The 13,981-nt window shown below is 73.5% G+C and carries 8 protein-coding genes and 1 pseudogene; 2 read left to right on the plus strand and 7 right to left on the minus strand.

From position 1 onward, the window contains the following. Positions 1-122: 122 nt before the first annotated feature. Positions 123-353, plus strand: a complete 231-nt coding sequence (locus ACIA6T_RS27095) for a hypothetical protein (protein WP_073930661.1) — start codon at positions 123-125, stop codon at positions 351-353. Between the two features lie 148 nt (positions 354-501). Here ACIA6T_RS27095 and ACIA6T_RS27100 read toward each other — a convergent pair whose 3' ends face one another. From ACIA6T_RS27100 to ACIA6T_RS27130, 7 genes and pseudogenes are all read right to left on the minus strand, one after another. Beyond that, positions 502-1,335: a S1 family peptidase gene (locus tag ACIA6T_RS27100; protein ID WP_399449090.1), complete on the minus strand. Its 834-nt coding sequence runs from the start codon at positions 1,333-1,335 to the stop codon at positions 502-504. A gap of 155 nt (positions 1,336-1,490) precedes the next feature. Continuing rightward, the gene (locus tag ACIA6T_RS27105; protein WP_399449091.1) at positions 1,491-3,020 is read right to left on the minus strand and encodes an RNA polymerase sigma factor; all 1,530 of its coding nucleotides are present in this window, start codon (positions 3,018-3,020) and stop codon (positions 1,491-1,493) included. Between the two features lie 428 nt (positions 3,021-3,448). Further along, complete coding sequence (locus ACIA6T_RS27110; protein ID WP_399449092.1) at positions 3,449-4,336, minus strand: FadR/GntR family transcriptional regulator; 888 nt, start codon at positions 4,334-4,336, stop codon at positions 3,449-3,451. A 163-nt stretch (positions 4,337-4,499) separates the two neighbouring features. After that, positions 4,500-6,434 carry an ATP-binding cassette domain-containing protein gene (locus ACIA6T_RS27115; protein ID WP_399449093.1) on the minus strand — a complete coding sequence of 645 codons (1,935 nt, stop codon included), beginning with the start codon at positions 6,432-6,434 and terminating at the stop codon, positions 4,500-4,502. A gap of 111 nt (positions 6,435-6,545) precedes the next feature. After that, positions 6,546-7,304, minus strand: coding sequence for an NUDIX domain-containing protein (locus tag ACIA6T_RS27120; RefSeq protein WP_399449094.1), 759 nt, complete (start codon positions 7,302-7,304; stop codon positions 6,546-6,548). Positions 7,305-7,435: 131 nt separating this feature from the next. Next, a pseudogene (locus ACIA6T_RS27125) lies at positions 7,436-9,357 on the minus strand (glycogen debranching N-terminal domain-containing protein). Positions 9,358-9,997: 640 nt separating this feature from the next. Further along, positions 9,998-11,584: a DUF4192 family protein gene (locus ACIA6T_RS27130; RefSeq protein WP_399449095.1), complete on the minus strand. Its 1,587-nt coding sequence runs from the start codon at positions 11,582-11,584 to the stop codon at positions 9,998-10,000. A gap of 141 nt (positions 11,585-11,725) precedes the next feature. On the opposite strand from ACIA6T_RS27130, the gene ACIA6T_RS27135 reads away from it, so the two are divergent. Further along, entirely contained in the window at positions 11,726-13,891 is a 2,166-nt protein-coding gene (locus tag ACIA6T_RS27135; protein WP_399449096.1) for a RecQ family ATP-dependent DNA helicase, read from the plus strand. The last annotated feature ends 90 nt before the right edge of the window (positions 13,892-13,981 follow it).

Genomic DNA, 13,981 nt, shown 5'->3' on the forward strand with positions numbered 1-13,981 from the left:
AACCGGCAACAGCCACCCACCTCGGAAAATTTTTTCGAGGAGAAGCCACGAGCGGGAACGTTTTGGGGCTGGTTGGATGTTGACCCTGGTACGACAGCTCGTCGAGCTAGAGAAGAGGCGACGTGACTACTGTTCTGACCCCCGCGAGCCCGCTGACGGCCGCCGATCGCTGCGACCGCTGCGGCGCCCAGGCATACCTGCGCGTCGTCCTGCTGAGCGGCGGAGAACTGCTCTTCTGCGCCCACCACGGCCGCAAGTTCGAGCCGGAACTCAAGAAGATCGCCGCCGAGATACAGGACGAGACGGAGCGGCTGACCGCCCCTCCGGTGACCGCTCCCGACGAAGAGCGCTGACAGAGCGCCGACACCTCGCGTCCGACGACGAGCAGCCCGGCACAGGCCGGTGAGCGGGCGGCTGCCTCCACTCCGGAGGCAGCCGCCCGTCTCGTGTCCGTACCCGCCAGGAACCGCTCAGCGGCCCCCTGCGCCCTTCCGGTCATTCTCAGCCCTGCGGCCACCCGAGGGTCCGCAGGATGTCGGAGACGCGCGTGTACACCCCGGGACTGCCCGCCCAGCCGCACCCCGTCCCCCAGGAGACGAGGCCTATCAGCCGCCCCTGGGCCACCAGCGGCCCCCCGCTGTCCCCCTGACAGGCGTCCCGGCCCCCCTGCACCTCTCCCGCGCACAGCATCGTCTCGGCGCGGTAGGTGCCCTCGGAACCGCCCGGGTACGCCTTCTCGCACAGCGTGTCGGGCTGCACCCGCACGCGTGCCGCGTGCAGACTGCCGGCGTAGGCCCCGGACCCCGTGGTGTCCCCCCACCCGTAGACGGCGGCCGCGGTGCCCGCCCGGTACGCGGGATCACCGGCCCCGGCCATGGCTATCACCGAGCTCGAGGGCAGCGGCTCGGCCAGGCTGAGCACGGCGTAGTCGCCGGAGTTGGTGACGCCGTCGTAGCCCGGGTTCACCCAGGTGCCGCGTACGGCGATCTCCTGACCGCGGTCCGAGAGCAGTTCCGTACGCCCCGTGATCACCTTGAGATCGCCCACGCGCCCCGGGGGCGCCCCCAGCACCTCCTCGTCCATGCAGTGGGCCGCGGTGAGCACGGTGGTCCGGCCGACCGCCACACCCCCGCAGAACTGTCCCGCTCGCGTACCCCCGAACCGGTCGCGGCTGGACAGCGCCACCGTCCACGGACCCTCCGAGACATCGACGGGGAAGCCACCGACGACGATGCTGTCGGCGGTCGCCGGGACAGCCGAGGCCAGCGGTATGACGGTCGCGGCGGCCGCGAGGGCCAGCGGCCGGGCCAGGGCCCGGGCAAGACGACGTCGCATGCACGCTCCTCACACTGGGGTGATCCTGAAACACCCACAGTGATGGACCCCGCCCGCACACGCACCCGCACGACAACACGAAGGCCCGGCTCCCCAGGACGGGAAACCGGGCCTGACGCGAACCGGCACACGACGGTGCGCCGTGGCGGGCGGACCTAGTCGAGGTAGTCGCGCAGCACCTGGGAGCGCGACGGGTGGCGCAGCTTCGACATGGTCTTGGACTCGATCTGGCGGATGCGCTCGCGCGTGACGCCGTACACCTTGCCGATCTCGTCGAGGGTCTTCGGCTGACCGTCGGTGAGACCGAAGCGCATGGAGACGACGCCCGCCTCGCGCTCGGACAGGGTGTCCAGGACGGAGTGCAGCTGCTCCTGCAGCAGCGTGAAGCTGACCGCGTCGGCCGGGACGACCGCCTCGGAGTCCTCGATGAGGTCACCGAACTCGCTGTCGCCGTCCTCGCCCAGCGGGGTGTGCAGGGAGATGGGCTCGCGGCCGTACTTCTGGACCTCGATGACCTTCTCGGGGGTCATGTCGAGTTCCTTGGCCAGCTCCTCCGGGGTGGGCTCGCGGCCCAGGTCCTGGAGCATCTGACGCTGCACGCGCGCGAGCTTGTTGATGACCTCGACCATGTGCACCGGGATACGGATGGTGCGCGCCTGGTCGGCCATCGCGCGGGTGATCGCCTGGCGGATCCACCAGGTGGCGTACGTGGAGAACTTGTAGCCCTTGGTGTAGTCGAACTTCTCCACCGCGCGGATCAGACCGAGGTTGCCCTCCTGGATGAGGTCCAGGAAGAGCATGCCGCGGCCGGTGTAACGCTTGGCCAGGGAGACCACCAGACGGAGGTTGGCCTCCAGCAGGTGGTTCTTGGCGCGGCGGCCGTCCTCGGCGATGATCTCCAGCTCACGCTTGAGCTTGGGCGCCAGCTTGTCGGAGTTGGCCAGCTTGTCCTCGGCGAACAGACCCGCCTCGATGCGCTTGGCGAGCTCGACCTCCTGCTCGGCGTTGAGCAGGGGGACCTTGCCGATCTGCTTGAGGTAGTCCTTGACCGGGTCGGCGGTGGCGCCGGCGGCGGCGACCTGCTGGGCGGGCGCGTCGTCCTCGTCCTCGTCGGAGAGTACGAAGCCGGCGTTCTCGGTGCCCTCGGGCTCCTCCGCGGCCTTGGTGTCCTCGAGGACCTCCTCGTCGCCCAGCTCGGCGTCGTCCTTCTTGGCCGTGGTCTTCTTGGCGGCCGTCTTCTTGGCCGTGGTCTTCTTGACGGCCGCCTTCTTCGCGGTCGTCTTCTTGGCAGCCGCCTTCTTGGCGGCTGCCTCCTCCTCGGCGGCGGGGTCGGCGGCCGACGCCGCCGGAGTCGCGGTGGCGGTGGCCTTCCGGGCGGTCACCGTCTTGGCGGCGACCGTCTTGGGGGCGGTGCGCTTGGCGGGACTCTTCGCTGCGACGCTCTTGCGGGTGCGCTTGGGCTCTGCGGCACTGACCATCAGCGTCACACCCTCTTCCTCGAGGATCTGATTGAGGCTGCGCAGTACGTTCTTCCACTGAGTGGCCGGAATCTGGTCAGCTTCGAAGGCCCGACGCACGTCGTCGCCGGCGATCTGCCCCTCAGCCTTTCCCCGCTCAATGAGCGCCATGACAGAGACGGACTCGGCGATCTCCGGCGGGAGCGTACGGGATGTGCTGGCCGACACGAACAACCTCTCGGAACGTTGGAAAACGGCTTCCGGCCCCGCCCACGGGGGGCAGGAGCCGACCACCGGCTTGGGGATGGGCCGACGGCGCGGGCGCGGACCGGGGAGGATGCACAGCGCCATGAACGGCGTCCGTATTCCCTCCGCGGCTGTCACCTCTTAGGTCATCGCGTTCTTTCCAGGAGCGTTACGCCCAATCCGCGTGGCCCGAGTCACACCCCGTAAACGCACACGATCGGTCAAACAACCACGAAAGCGTCCACTCAGGGGCGAGGAGGTCACCTCTCCGAGTCTGCCACGCCGTTCTGGGCATCGGACCCCGCGGGATCATCGATGATCCCGCGGGGTCCGACGGGGGACGGCTCATCGGTGGGGCGCTGCCACAGGAGGGGGATGGCATGCCGGACCGTGCCGTCCGCGGAACGCGGTCAGTGCTCGCGCGGGGCGGGCACCACGCGTTCCACCTCTGGGTGGACCGTGAGCAGTTGCCGCATGGCCGCCTCGGCCGCCGCGCCGTCGCCGCCGGCGAGGGCGTCGACGATCCGGCCGTGCTGTGCCAGGGACGTCTCGTTCGGCCGCTCACAGCCCGTGGCCGGGCCACCCGAGACCTGCAGTGCTGCGGACACGATCCCGGAGAGGTGCTCCAGCATCCGGTTGCCGGCGATCTGGATGAGCAGGGAGTGGAACTCCGCGTCGGCGCGGGCGAAGGTCAGGGCGTCGCCCTGCCCCATGGCGTGGCCCATGATCTCGACCATGTCGGTCAGCCGCTGCTGGACGTCCTCCCGCCCGTGGCCGGCCGCCAGGCAGGCGGCGAGCGGCTCGATCGTCCAGCGCAGCTCGCTGAGCTCACGGCGCTGGTCGTCGCGCTGCGGCCCGAAGGCCCGCCACTCGATGATGTCCGGGTCGAGGAGGTTCCAGTCGCTGACGGGGCGCACGCGCGTGCCGACGTTCGGCCGGGCGCTGACCAGGCCCTTGGCCTCCAGGACGCGGAGCGACTCGCGGACGACGGTGCGGGAGACCTCGAAGCGCTGGCCGATCTCCTCCGGCACCAGCGGGCGGTCGGCACCCAGGTCCCCGGAAACGATCATCTGACCCAGCTGCTGGACGAGTTGGCCGTGCAGCCCGCGACCGCGGCTGCCCGCGGCCCGCCGGCCCATACGGCCCAGCTCCGGGTCCGCGCCGTTCCAGGCAGGGGCCCCGACGCGGTCGACGGCGGGCGTCTCGGCGTAGGGGTAGCGGTCGAGTCCGCCCGGGCTCGCGAGGCCGGAGTCTGCGGAGCGGGCGGCGGTCATCATGGTGTGCGCAAGGGTACTCACGCATCCTTTGTCGGCTCTGCTTCCAACTCCCTTGAGGTCTTTGGTGAAAAGCACACGAAAGGGTGATCGCTCACCCCGTCTCAATTGACGCCTTATCGGAAAGAAACGGGCTTTCTGCGGGGAGTTGCGGCCAGGGGCGGGCCGATGCGTTCGTGGACGGTCGTTATCGGACTCCGCTCCGTAGACCGGTGAGCACGTACGCGCACAGCAGCGCCGCCAGCGACAACGTCAGGGCACCGCCGACGGGTTGGACGACCAGGCGCAGGACCGCGTCCAGGTGGTGTTCGCCCCCGAAGGGCCACCGGAGCGGCACACCGTCCCGCAGCCGCGACGCGAGCGGGGCCGGGGTGCGCGCCGCCGGCCCTTCCGTCGCCTTGTGCACGAGCGGCACGACGAGAAGGGGTACGGCGACGACGACGGCGAGACCGGCGGTGGTGGACCGGAACACGCCCGCGGCCAGCACACCGGCGCAGGCGCACCCGGTCACCAGGCCGAGCCAGCCAGCACTCAGCGGCAGCCAGTCGGCGGGAACCTCGACGGTCTCCCGTCCGTAGACGAGGTAGAGCAGCTCGGCGTCGCACCCGACGGTCAGGACGGCCAGCACCAGCGCGGTGGCCGAGGCCACGAGGAGTTTGGCGGTCAGCAGCCCCAGCCGCCGGGGCACGGTGCCGCGGTCCGCCGCCAGCGCGGGGTGGCGGAACTCGTCACCGAAGGCCAGCGCGCCGAGCAGTCCCGCGCCGAGCGCCGCGGGCGGCAGCGGCAGCTCCCTCGGCCACGCGGCCAGCAGGCGCGGCTGCGGGGTGTGCCCGGCCCGCGCCAGCAGTACGGCGGTGAACGCGGACACGACGAGCACGGCCGCCCCGACGAGGAACCCCGTGCCGACACCCGTGGCGCGGCGGATCTCGTAGCGCAGCGGGCGAAGGGGCCTGGGGGCGGGGCGGACGGAGACGGGAGGGGGAAGCCCGTCAGCGGCGTCGCGCGTGCGGGCGGCCCGGCGCGAGCGGGCCCTGGGGGCCGGGCGGGCGTCCTCGGCGGCGGATTCCTCCGGCTCCTGCCGGGGCGGGGACACGGACGCGGGGGAGCCTCCGCCGGCCGGGGCGCCGGGGCGGTGGTCCGGATCACGTGCCGTGTCGTCCGCGGGGACGGGTTCCCCGGCGTCCCGGACGGCGGTGCCGGCCGGGGTCGCCTTCTCGCCCGGCGCCGGTTCGCCCGCTCCGGCACCGGGTCCCATGTCCCCTGTTTCGTCCGCCAGTCGGTGTACGACGATGCCGTGCCGGAACGCGACCTCGCCGACGTCCGCGCAGGTACTGCCGTAGACGCAGAGGCGGTTGCCACCCTCGTGCACGGCCTCCACGGACCGCCGGGTGGCGCGGGCCTCCTGGGCGAGCAGGGCGGAGAGGCGGGCGGCGTGCGGGCTGCGGACGGCGACGCGGGGACGCAGCCGGGTCCGCGAGAAGTCCGCCGCCTCCTGGTCGGCGACGAGCCTCCCCTGCTCCAGGGTGACCACGTGGTCCGCGATCCGCGCGGCCTCCTTCGGGTCGGCCGTCGTGCACAGCACCGTGCCGCCCTGGGCCGCGTACGCCCGGAGTGTGCCGTACAGCCAGCGGTTCTCGTCGACGGAGAGACCGCGCGCGGGCTCGTCGAGCACGAGTGTGTGCGGGTCCGGCAGCAGTGCGCAGGCCAGTCCCAGGCGGCGGTCCATGCCGCGCGACAGGGTGCCCAGGCGTTCGTCGCGCAGGCTCATGAGCCCTGCCGCCTCCAGGACTTCGTCGGCCCGGCGGACCGGGACGCCCGCGGCGGCGCACAGCATGCGCAGGTGGCCGCGGACGGTGCGGGCGGGGTGGCCCGGCACCTCGCCGAGCAGCACGCCGACTTCGTGGGCGGGATGGGGGATGCGGTGCAGCGGGCGGCCCCTGAAGTAGGTGATGCCACGGCCGCGTTGGAGTTCGAGCATGAGCCGGAGCGCCGTCGTCTTGCCGGCGCCCGGCGCTCCGAGCAACGCGGTGACGCGGCCCGCGTGCGCCTCGAAGGAGACGTCGTCGACGGCGGGCGGAAGCTCTTTGCGGGGGCTGCTGGTCAGTCCGGTGGCCTGGATCACCCGATGCAAGATAGCGCGCCATATCGGATTTTCCGGGCATCTCGTGGCCGGTCGGCGGAGGGGAAGGCCGCTGCCCCGCCCGGCCCGTTGGCCGGGTCCGGCCGTGCCGCGTCAGACCTCGGGGCGCAGCATCGGGGGGTTGAGCAGGGTGGCGCCTCCGGCCCGGAAGAGCTGGGCGGGGCGACCGCCCTGCCGGGTGGTCGTGCCACCGGTGGGGACCAGGAAGCCCGGCGTGCCCGTCACCTTGCGGTGGAAGTTGCGCGGGTCGAGCGCCACGCCCCAGACCGCCTCGTAGACCCGGCGCAGCTCGCCGACGGTGAACTCGGGCGGGCAGAAGGCCGTCGCCAGCGACGAGTACTCGATCTTGGAGCGGGCGCGTTCCACCCCGTCCGACAGGATCCGGGCGTGGTCGAAGGCGAGTGGCGCCACCGGCTCGTCGTCCCGGCCGTAACCGCCCTGCTGCAGCAGCTCCTCCACGGGTGCCCAGCGTGCGTTGCTGGCGTCACCGCCCGCCCGGGGCGCGGGCAGGTCGGGGGCGAGGGCGAGGTGGGCGACGCTGACGACCCGCATCCGGGGGTCGCGCCCGGGATCGCCGTACGTGGCGAGCTGTTCCAGGTGAGCGCCGTTGTCCTGGGCGGGAACGGCGGGGTCGTGCACCCTCAGACCTGTCTCCTCGGCCAGTTCCCGGGCCGCCGCCTGCGCCAGGTCCTCGTCGTCCCGCACGAAGCCGCCGGGGAGCGCCCAGCGCCCCTGGAACGGCGCCTCGCCCCGGCGCACCGCCAGCGCGCACAGGGCATGGCGGCGTACGGTCAACACGACCAGGTCCACGGTGACGGCGAAGGGAGGAAAGGCTGACGGGTCGTAGGGCATGCGGTGATCATAGTCGTCTGCCTGACGATAAACACTCCCTTCGCCGACCGTGACACCAACTGATCCACTTCGCTCCGGCGGGTCCGTCCTTCCGCTCTCCCTGCCCCCCGGCGAGGAGGTGCCCCACCGGGTCAGGCTCCCAACTGGAGTCCGTCGGCCGCTTCCTCGACCACGGCGAGACCGAGCCGGCTGATCCGTACGGCGAAGGGGGCGCCCGCCACGCGCAGTCCCGTCAGGACCGTCTCGCCCAGCGGGGCGCCGCGCACCGGGCGCAGCGCGACCGTCCGGGCCGGGGCGTCGGGGCGGATCCCCGCGAGCGTGGTCGGCAGCAGGACTCCGGCGGCCGCCGCCGTGGCCGCCGGGCGGCAGGCCGCCGGGTGCGGGAGCGGAGCGCTCCCCTCGGTCCGCTGCTCCCCCGCGTACATCTCGGGCAGCCGGTGGCCGAACGCCTCCGCCGCTCCGAGCACGTCCCGCAGCAGGGACGCCGCCTCCCTCTCGTAGCCGGCGGCCGCGAGTCCCGCGACGGCGAGCGCCGTCTCGCGGACCCGCACGGCGCCGGAACGGTGTCCGAACGGGTTGTAGCCCGCCTCCTTCACACCCATGCCGCGCAGGCCCCAGCCCGAGTCCAGGTCGGGGCCGCCCAGCAGCCGCGCCAGCCGCTCGGTCCGCACCTTGTCGAGGAGGCCGGGCGCGAGTTCGCCCCCGCCCAGCAGTCCGGTGTCGAGGAGGTGCGCGACCGGTGCGCCCAGGTGCGGGACGGGGCGGCCGTCCGGGGTACGGGCCGCCGCCGGCCGGTCTCCGCGCGGACCGTCGATCCAGAAGTCGTCGTGGAAGGCCCCGCGCAAGGTCCGCGCCCACTGCCGCAGTCCGGCGCCGCCCGGTCTGCCGTACGCGTCGAGCAGGTCGGCGCCGAGCAGGGCCACCCGGTGGGCCTGGGCCTGTGTCTCGCAGCGGACGGGTCCGCCGGGTTGCGGGTCGGGCAGGTAGGCGCCGTCGCCCACCGTCTTCCGCAACCAGGTCAGACAGCGTTCGGCGGCCGGAAGCAGCTCCTCGGTCTCGCGTTCGGGGAGCCCCCAGCGGCGGGCCTCGGCCAGGAGCACGGGGAAGAGCAGCGTGGCCTCCGTTCCCGTGCAGCCGGGAGGCAGATGGGGCCCGGCGTCGCGGCGCGGACCGGGGATCATGCCGGCCTTCGGTCCCGGCCCGGGCAGTTGGGTGCGGGCGAGGATGCGCAGGGTGCCCGCGGCGAGCCCGGTGCCGAGCGGCAGGGCCATCCGGGCGGCGGCGAGGGCCTCGGCCGGGGCGAGCCCGCAGCGCCAGGGGCGCCGGCCGCGAGGTGGAGGTCGGCGGGGTGCTCCGGGTCACGCAGCAGGAGGGCCCGGAGGTCGTCGGCGCTCGTCCGCAGCAGGGCGGGGACCCGCGGATCGTCTCCTGCGGCACGCGCCGGGGCGAGCGGGCTCGTGGCCGTGCGGCCCGCGGAACGAAGAGGCGCCGCCCCGTCCTGCCGTACCCGCAACTCGATGCTCGCGCTGCCGCCCGGGGGCAGGTCGAACTCCCAGCGCAGCAGTCCGGCGGAGGCCAGCGCCTCGGCCGGCGGCGGTTCGGCCGTGACCGACGCGCGTGCGCCGGCACGGGACCAGCGCAGGCCACAGGCGTGGACATCGGCCGGCAGTTCGGGCCCCGCGCGGCCGGCGGCGATCGCCCCGAGGTCGGCGAGATCCGTGCCGAGGGCCACCTCGACGGGCAGGCGCAACGGACGCGGGGCCGCACTGCGCAGCGTGATCCGTTCCGTGCCGTCCGCGCAGCGTGTCCGCTCCACGACCACGTCCGGGTCCGGGCCGCCGCCTCGCGGGGACACCCGCAGCGTCCCCACGAAACGGGCCCGGTCGGCGGCCACCATCCGCGCCTGGACCGCGAGCGGCTCCCGCCCGGCCACGCGGACCTGGCACCGGGAGAGGAGACGCCGTCCCGCGCGGTAGAACCCTTCCAGCCCGCTGCCGGTCTGCTGTCCCCGTTCCGTCGAGATGGCGAGGCCGGGCAGGGCGACGCAGATCATGGCGGTGTGCGCGGGCGGCAGTTCGGCGGGCCACCGACGGGTGGAGTGGTGGTCCCGCTGTCCTGGCAGTGGTGTCCCCGTACCGGTCGGGGCTCCGGCGCGAGCGGCGAAAGGGGCGGGCGGAGCCGGCTGGTGCATGGGAATGCCTTCTCTGTGCTCGGTGTGGCTCGGGCGGGCTCGTCGCCGACAGGTTTCGGTCAGGCTGGTGGAAGTGGAATACGACGTCACGCCCCGTCCAGGCGTTCCGCCACTCAGGTGAACGGAACCGCCCGTCTCCGGGTCACGCCCACGCCCACCCGCACCGCGGGCAGCCGTGCCTCTCCCCGTGCCTGAACGGCCTGGGAAGTACTCCCAGGGCGATGGGGGTCCCCAGCTCGAGCGGAGCCGGGAGCGGGGGAAGGTGGGCGGTGGGGGTGCCTCCCGCTCACCGGGGTCTCCTCGCTCGATCGAAGTCGAGAGCGGGGGGGGCACCCCGCCGGCGCCGGGCCGCTCAGCCTCCCCGCCCGCTCCGGACAGCCGTCGCCTGTCCGGAGTGGACCCCGGGGACGGTTCCCGGCCCGACGGCACAGCACCTCCGCCACCGCCCACCACACCTCCTTGAGGCCGGTTCCTGCGCAACGAGCGCAACATCTCAGCTCGCTCACTCCTCCCGGTCACCACCCTGGCGACCGGTCTGCGCGCCCGGCCGCGAGGCACCGCGGCGACGCCCCGCGCCGGGGCCGGCCGCGCCGGGACGCGTTCCGCTCTCGTCCGCGCCGCCCGCTGCGGGGTGGGCGCTCGCCGCCGACGTACGCGGATGCGGAACCCGTCGTCCCGGTCGGCCGCCCTCCGTGCGGACCCGGCGAGGGAGAGCACTGCCGGTGCCGGACGCACGGGTGTGGCGCCGGCGGGGCAGGGGAGCCGCTTCGGGGCCCGGAACCGCGGGTTCGGCAACCGGCGGCTCCGTGGTCACGGCCGCCGGCCCGTCCGGCGTCGCCCGCCCACGCTCCCCGCGCTCGGACCGCAGGCAGCGGCGGATCGACTCCGGGTCCAGTCCCTCGTTGCACGCCTGGTGCAGAAGCCGGGCGAAGAGGTAGTCGGGGTCGGCGCCCAGGGCCATGGCGAGTGCTTCCCGGGCCTCCAGTTCGTCACCGGTGGACCAGGCGACCCACCCGGCGAGGGTGAGGGGTGCCGCGGCGTGCTCGCCGTACGCTCCGACGCAGCGGCGGGCCAGGGCGCGCCACAGGCGAAGGGCCGGGCCCGCCTCGTCGCCCTCCATCCACTCGGCCGCGCGGTCGCGGGTCGTGCGGTCCTGCAGGCCGAGGATCAGCGCCGCGGCCTCGTCGTGCCCGAGCAGTTCGTCGTCCCGCAGGTCCGCCGGGAGCGTGCCGGGCACGGACGGGGCGTCGGCGAGACGGCCCAGGATCCGCTCGGCCAGCCCCAGTGTCTCCCCGGCGACCTCGTGCCGGCCTTCCCCGTCGAGGATCCTGGGGATCAGCGCCAGGCCGGCGGCGTCCAGGGCGGCCTCCTGTTCCCGGGCGGCGGAGTGCTCCCACGGCTGGAGCCTGGCGCGCAGTTCGCGCAGGGTGCCGCGGACCTGGAGCCCGGCGTAGGTGGCGGCGGCGGCCAGCACCGAGGTGCCGGGCAGGCCCATCGGTGTCCCCTCGGAGGGGCAGCAGCCCTCGTCGTCGCAGCAGTACGACCAGAAGCGGCCGTCCGAGACGCACAGGGCCTCGACCACCGGAATGTCCAGGGCGCCGCACTCCAGGCGCAGGGTGTGGGCGAGCGGACCCAGCCGCTCCTTGACCTGCCGGCCGGATTCGCCCCGGCCCGGTTCGTGGCAGAGGAAGACGACCATCTGCTCGGGCCGGGCGCCCCGGCGCTCGCTGCCCGTCACCAGGCCGTGGGCCAACTGCCGGGCGGCGGCGGGCCAGTCGTCGGGGTTGGCGGGGATACCGAGCCGGGCGCGGCCGCCGAACCGGCCCCGTCCGTCCTTGTCGTGCAGGGCGACCAGCACGATGCTGTCCTCGGGGCGGTAGCCGAGCAGGTAGGGCAGGGCGTCGGCGAGTTCGGCCGGGGAGCGCAGGGTGACCTGCTGTCCGTCGCCATGGCTGTCGTACGCGGTGCAGGTGATGTCCTGCGGACGCGGTGCGCGGTCTTCGTCACCGCCGGGTGTCCGGGGACCGGTGTCACGCCCGGAGATGTCACCGTTTTCGGGGGATCCAGTGGTTTCGCCGTGGTTCGTCATGCGAAGACGATCTCGCGGATTGCGGCCTTCCGGTTTTCCCTGTGGATAACTTCGAGCAGGAACATGTCACCGACCTCGGGGGCACGGGGGCCGCTCCCGCGCACCCGCCCGCATGTCAGTGGCGTCCTGTTGTATGGACCCATGGAGCACACGAGCAACGCGGATCTCCGCACGGCCGCCGACGCGGTTCTCGCCCGCCTCGTCGGGGACGCCTCGGGCGGGGCCCGGCTGCGCGAGGACCAGTGGCGGGCGATCGAGGCGCTGGTCGCCGACAAGCGCCGGGCCCTGGTCGTGCAGCGCACGGGCTGGGGCAAGTCCGCGGTCTACTTCGTGGCCACCTCGCTGCTGCGGGCACAGGGCAGCGGCCCCACCGTGATCGTCTCCCCGCTGCTGGCGCTCATGCGCAACCAGGTGGAGGCCGCGGCCAGAGCCGGAATCCGCGCCCGGACCATCAACTCCTCCAACAGCGAGGAATGGGACTCCGTCCAGACGGAGATCGCCGCGGGCGACGTCGATGTGCTGCTGGTGAGTCCGGAGCGGCTGAACAACCCCGACTTCCGCGACCAGGTGCTGCCCAGGCTCTCCGCCGCGACCGGGCTCCTGGTGGTCGACGAGGCGCACTGCATCTCCGACTGGGGGCACGACTTCCGCCCGGACTACCGCCGGCTGCGCACCATGCTCGCCGACCTCCCGGACGGCGTTCCCGTCCTCGCCACCACCGCCACCGCCAACGCCCGTGTCACCGCCGATGTCGCGGAACAGCTGGGTACGGGAGGCTCGTCGGACGCGCTGGTGCTGCGGGGCCCGCTGGACCGGGAGAGCCTGAGCCTGAGCGTGCTGCGCCTGCCGGACGCCGCGCACCGGATGGCCTGGCTCGCCGACCACCTGGACGAGCTCCCGGGCTCGGGGATCGTCTACACGCTCACCGTGGCCGCCGCCGAGGAGGTCACCGCCTTCCTGCGGCAGCGCGGGCACACCGTCGCCTCGTACACCGGCAGGACGGAGAACGCCGACCGGCAGCAGGCCGAGGAGGATCTGCTCGCCAACAAGGTGAAGGCCCTGGTCGCCACCTCCGCGCTCGGCATGGGCTTCGACAAGCCCGATCTGGGCTTCGTGGTGCATCTCGGTTCGCCCTCCTCCCCCATCTCCTACTACCAGCAGGTCGGCCGCGCCGGGCGCGGTGTCCGGCACGCCGAGGTGCTGCTGCTGCCGGGGAAGGAGGACGAGGCGATCTGGGAGTACTTCGCCTCGCTCGCCTTCCCCTCGGAGGACCTGGTGCGCCGTACGCTCGACGTCCTCGCGCACTCCGACCGGCCCGTGTCGCTGCCGGCCCTCGAGCCACTGGTGGAACTGCGCCGCTCCCGGCTGGAGACCATGCTCAAGGTGCTCGACGTGGACGGGGCGGTGAAGCGGGTCAAGGGCGGCTGGATCGCGACCGGGCGGCCGTGGACGTACGACGCCGAGCGGTACGCGTGGGTGGCGCGCCAGCGCAAGGCCGAACAGCAGGCGATGCGCGAGTACGCGGCGAGCACGGACTGCCGGATGGAGTTCCTGCAGCGCCAGTTGGACGACGAGGGCGCCAAGCCCTGCGGACGCTGCGACAACTGCGCGGGCGCGCGGTACACCCCCGAGGCCTCCTCGACCGCCCTCGAGGCGGCCCGCGTGGATCTCGGCCGGGCGGGCGTCGAGGTGGAGCCCCGGCGGATGTGGCCCACCGGGCTTCCGGCGATCGGCATGGACCTCAAGGGGCGTATCCCGGCGGGGGAACAGGCCGCTCGGGGCATGGCGTTGGGGCGTCTGTCGGACATCGGCTGGGGCAACCGGCTGCGACCGATGTTCGCGCCGCAGGCACCGGACGGGCCGGTGCCGGACGATGTCGCCCGGGCCGTGGTGGGTGTGCTGGCCGACTGGGCCAAGGGGCCGGGCGGTTGGGCTCCGGGGGCGGCGGACCCCCAGCCGCGGCCGGTGGGGGTGGTCACCCTCGCCTCCCGCAGCCGGCCCCGGCTGATCCACTCGCTCGGGGCACGCATCGCGGAGATCGGGCGGCTGCCGCTGCTGGGATCGGTGGATTACACGGGTGAGGCGCACTCCGCCTCCCGGAGCAACAGCGCCCAGCGCCTCAAGGCCCTCGACGGGGCGCTGACCGTGCCCGCCGGCCTCGCCGCCGCGCTGGCCGAGGCGCGGGGCCCGGTTCTCCTCGTGGACGACTACACGGAGACGGGCTGGACTCTCGCGGTCGCGGCACGCCTGCTCCGGCAGGCCGGTGCACAGGGTGTGCTGCCTCTGGTGCTGGCCGTACAGGGCTGATGGTTCGGACCACCCGGCGGGTGGGGATATTAGCCGTGGAACATCCGATACCGGACCGCTGCATCAATTGCTCGTTGCCGCATCCAAGTT

The organism is Streptomyces sp. NPDC051740 (genome assembly GCF_044453165.1).
Lineage (GTDB): Bacteria > Actinomycetota > Actinomycetes > Streptomycetales > Streptomycetaceae > Streptomyces > Streptomyces atrovirens.

Excerpts from the sequence above, each read along its gene's own strand:
- ACIA6T_RS27130 (WP_399449095.1), bottom strand. The coding sequence starts at position 11,584 with ATGACGAACCACGGCGAAACCACTGGATCCCCCGAAAACGGTGACATC.
- ACIA6T_RS27100 (WP_399449090.1), bottom strand. The coding sequence starts at position 1,335 with ATGCGACGTCGTCTTGCCCGGGCCCTGGCCCGGCCGCTGGCCCTCGCG.
- ACIA6T_RS27120 (WP_399449094.1), bottom strand. The coding sequence starts at position 7,304 with ATGCCCTACGACCCGTCAGCCTTTCCTCCCTTCGCCGTCACCGTGGAC.
- ACIA6T_RS27135 (WP_399449096.1), top strand. The coding sequence starts at position 11,726 with ATGGAGCACACGAGCAACGCGGATCTCCGCACGGCCGCCGACGCGGTT.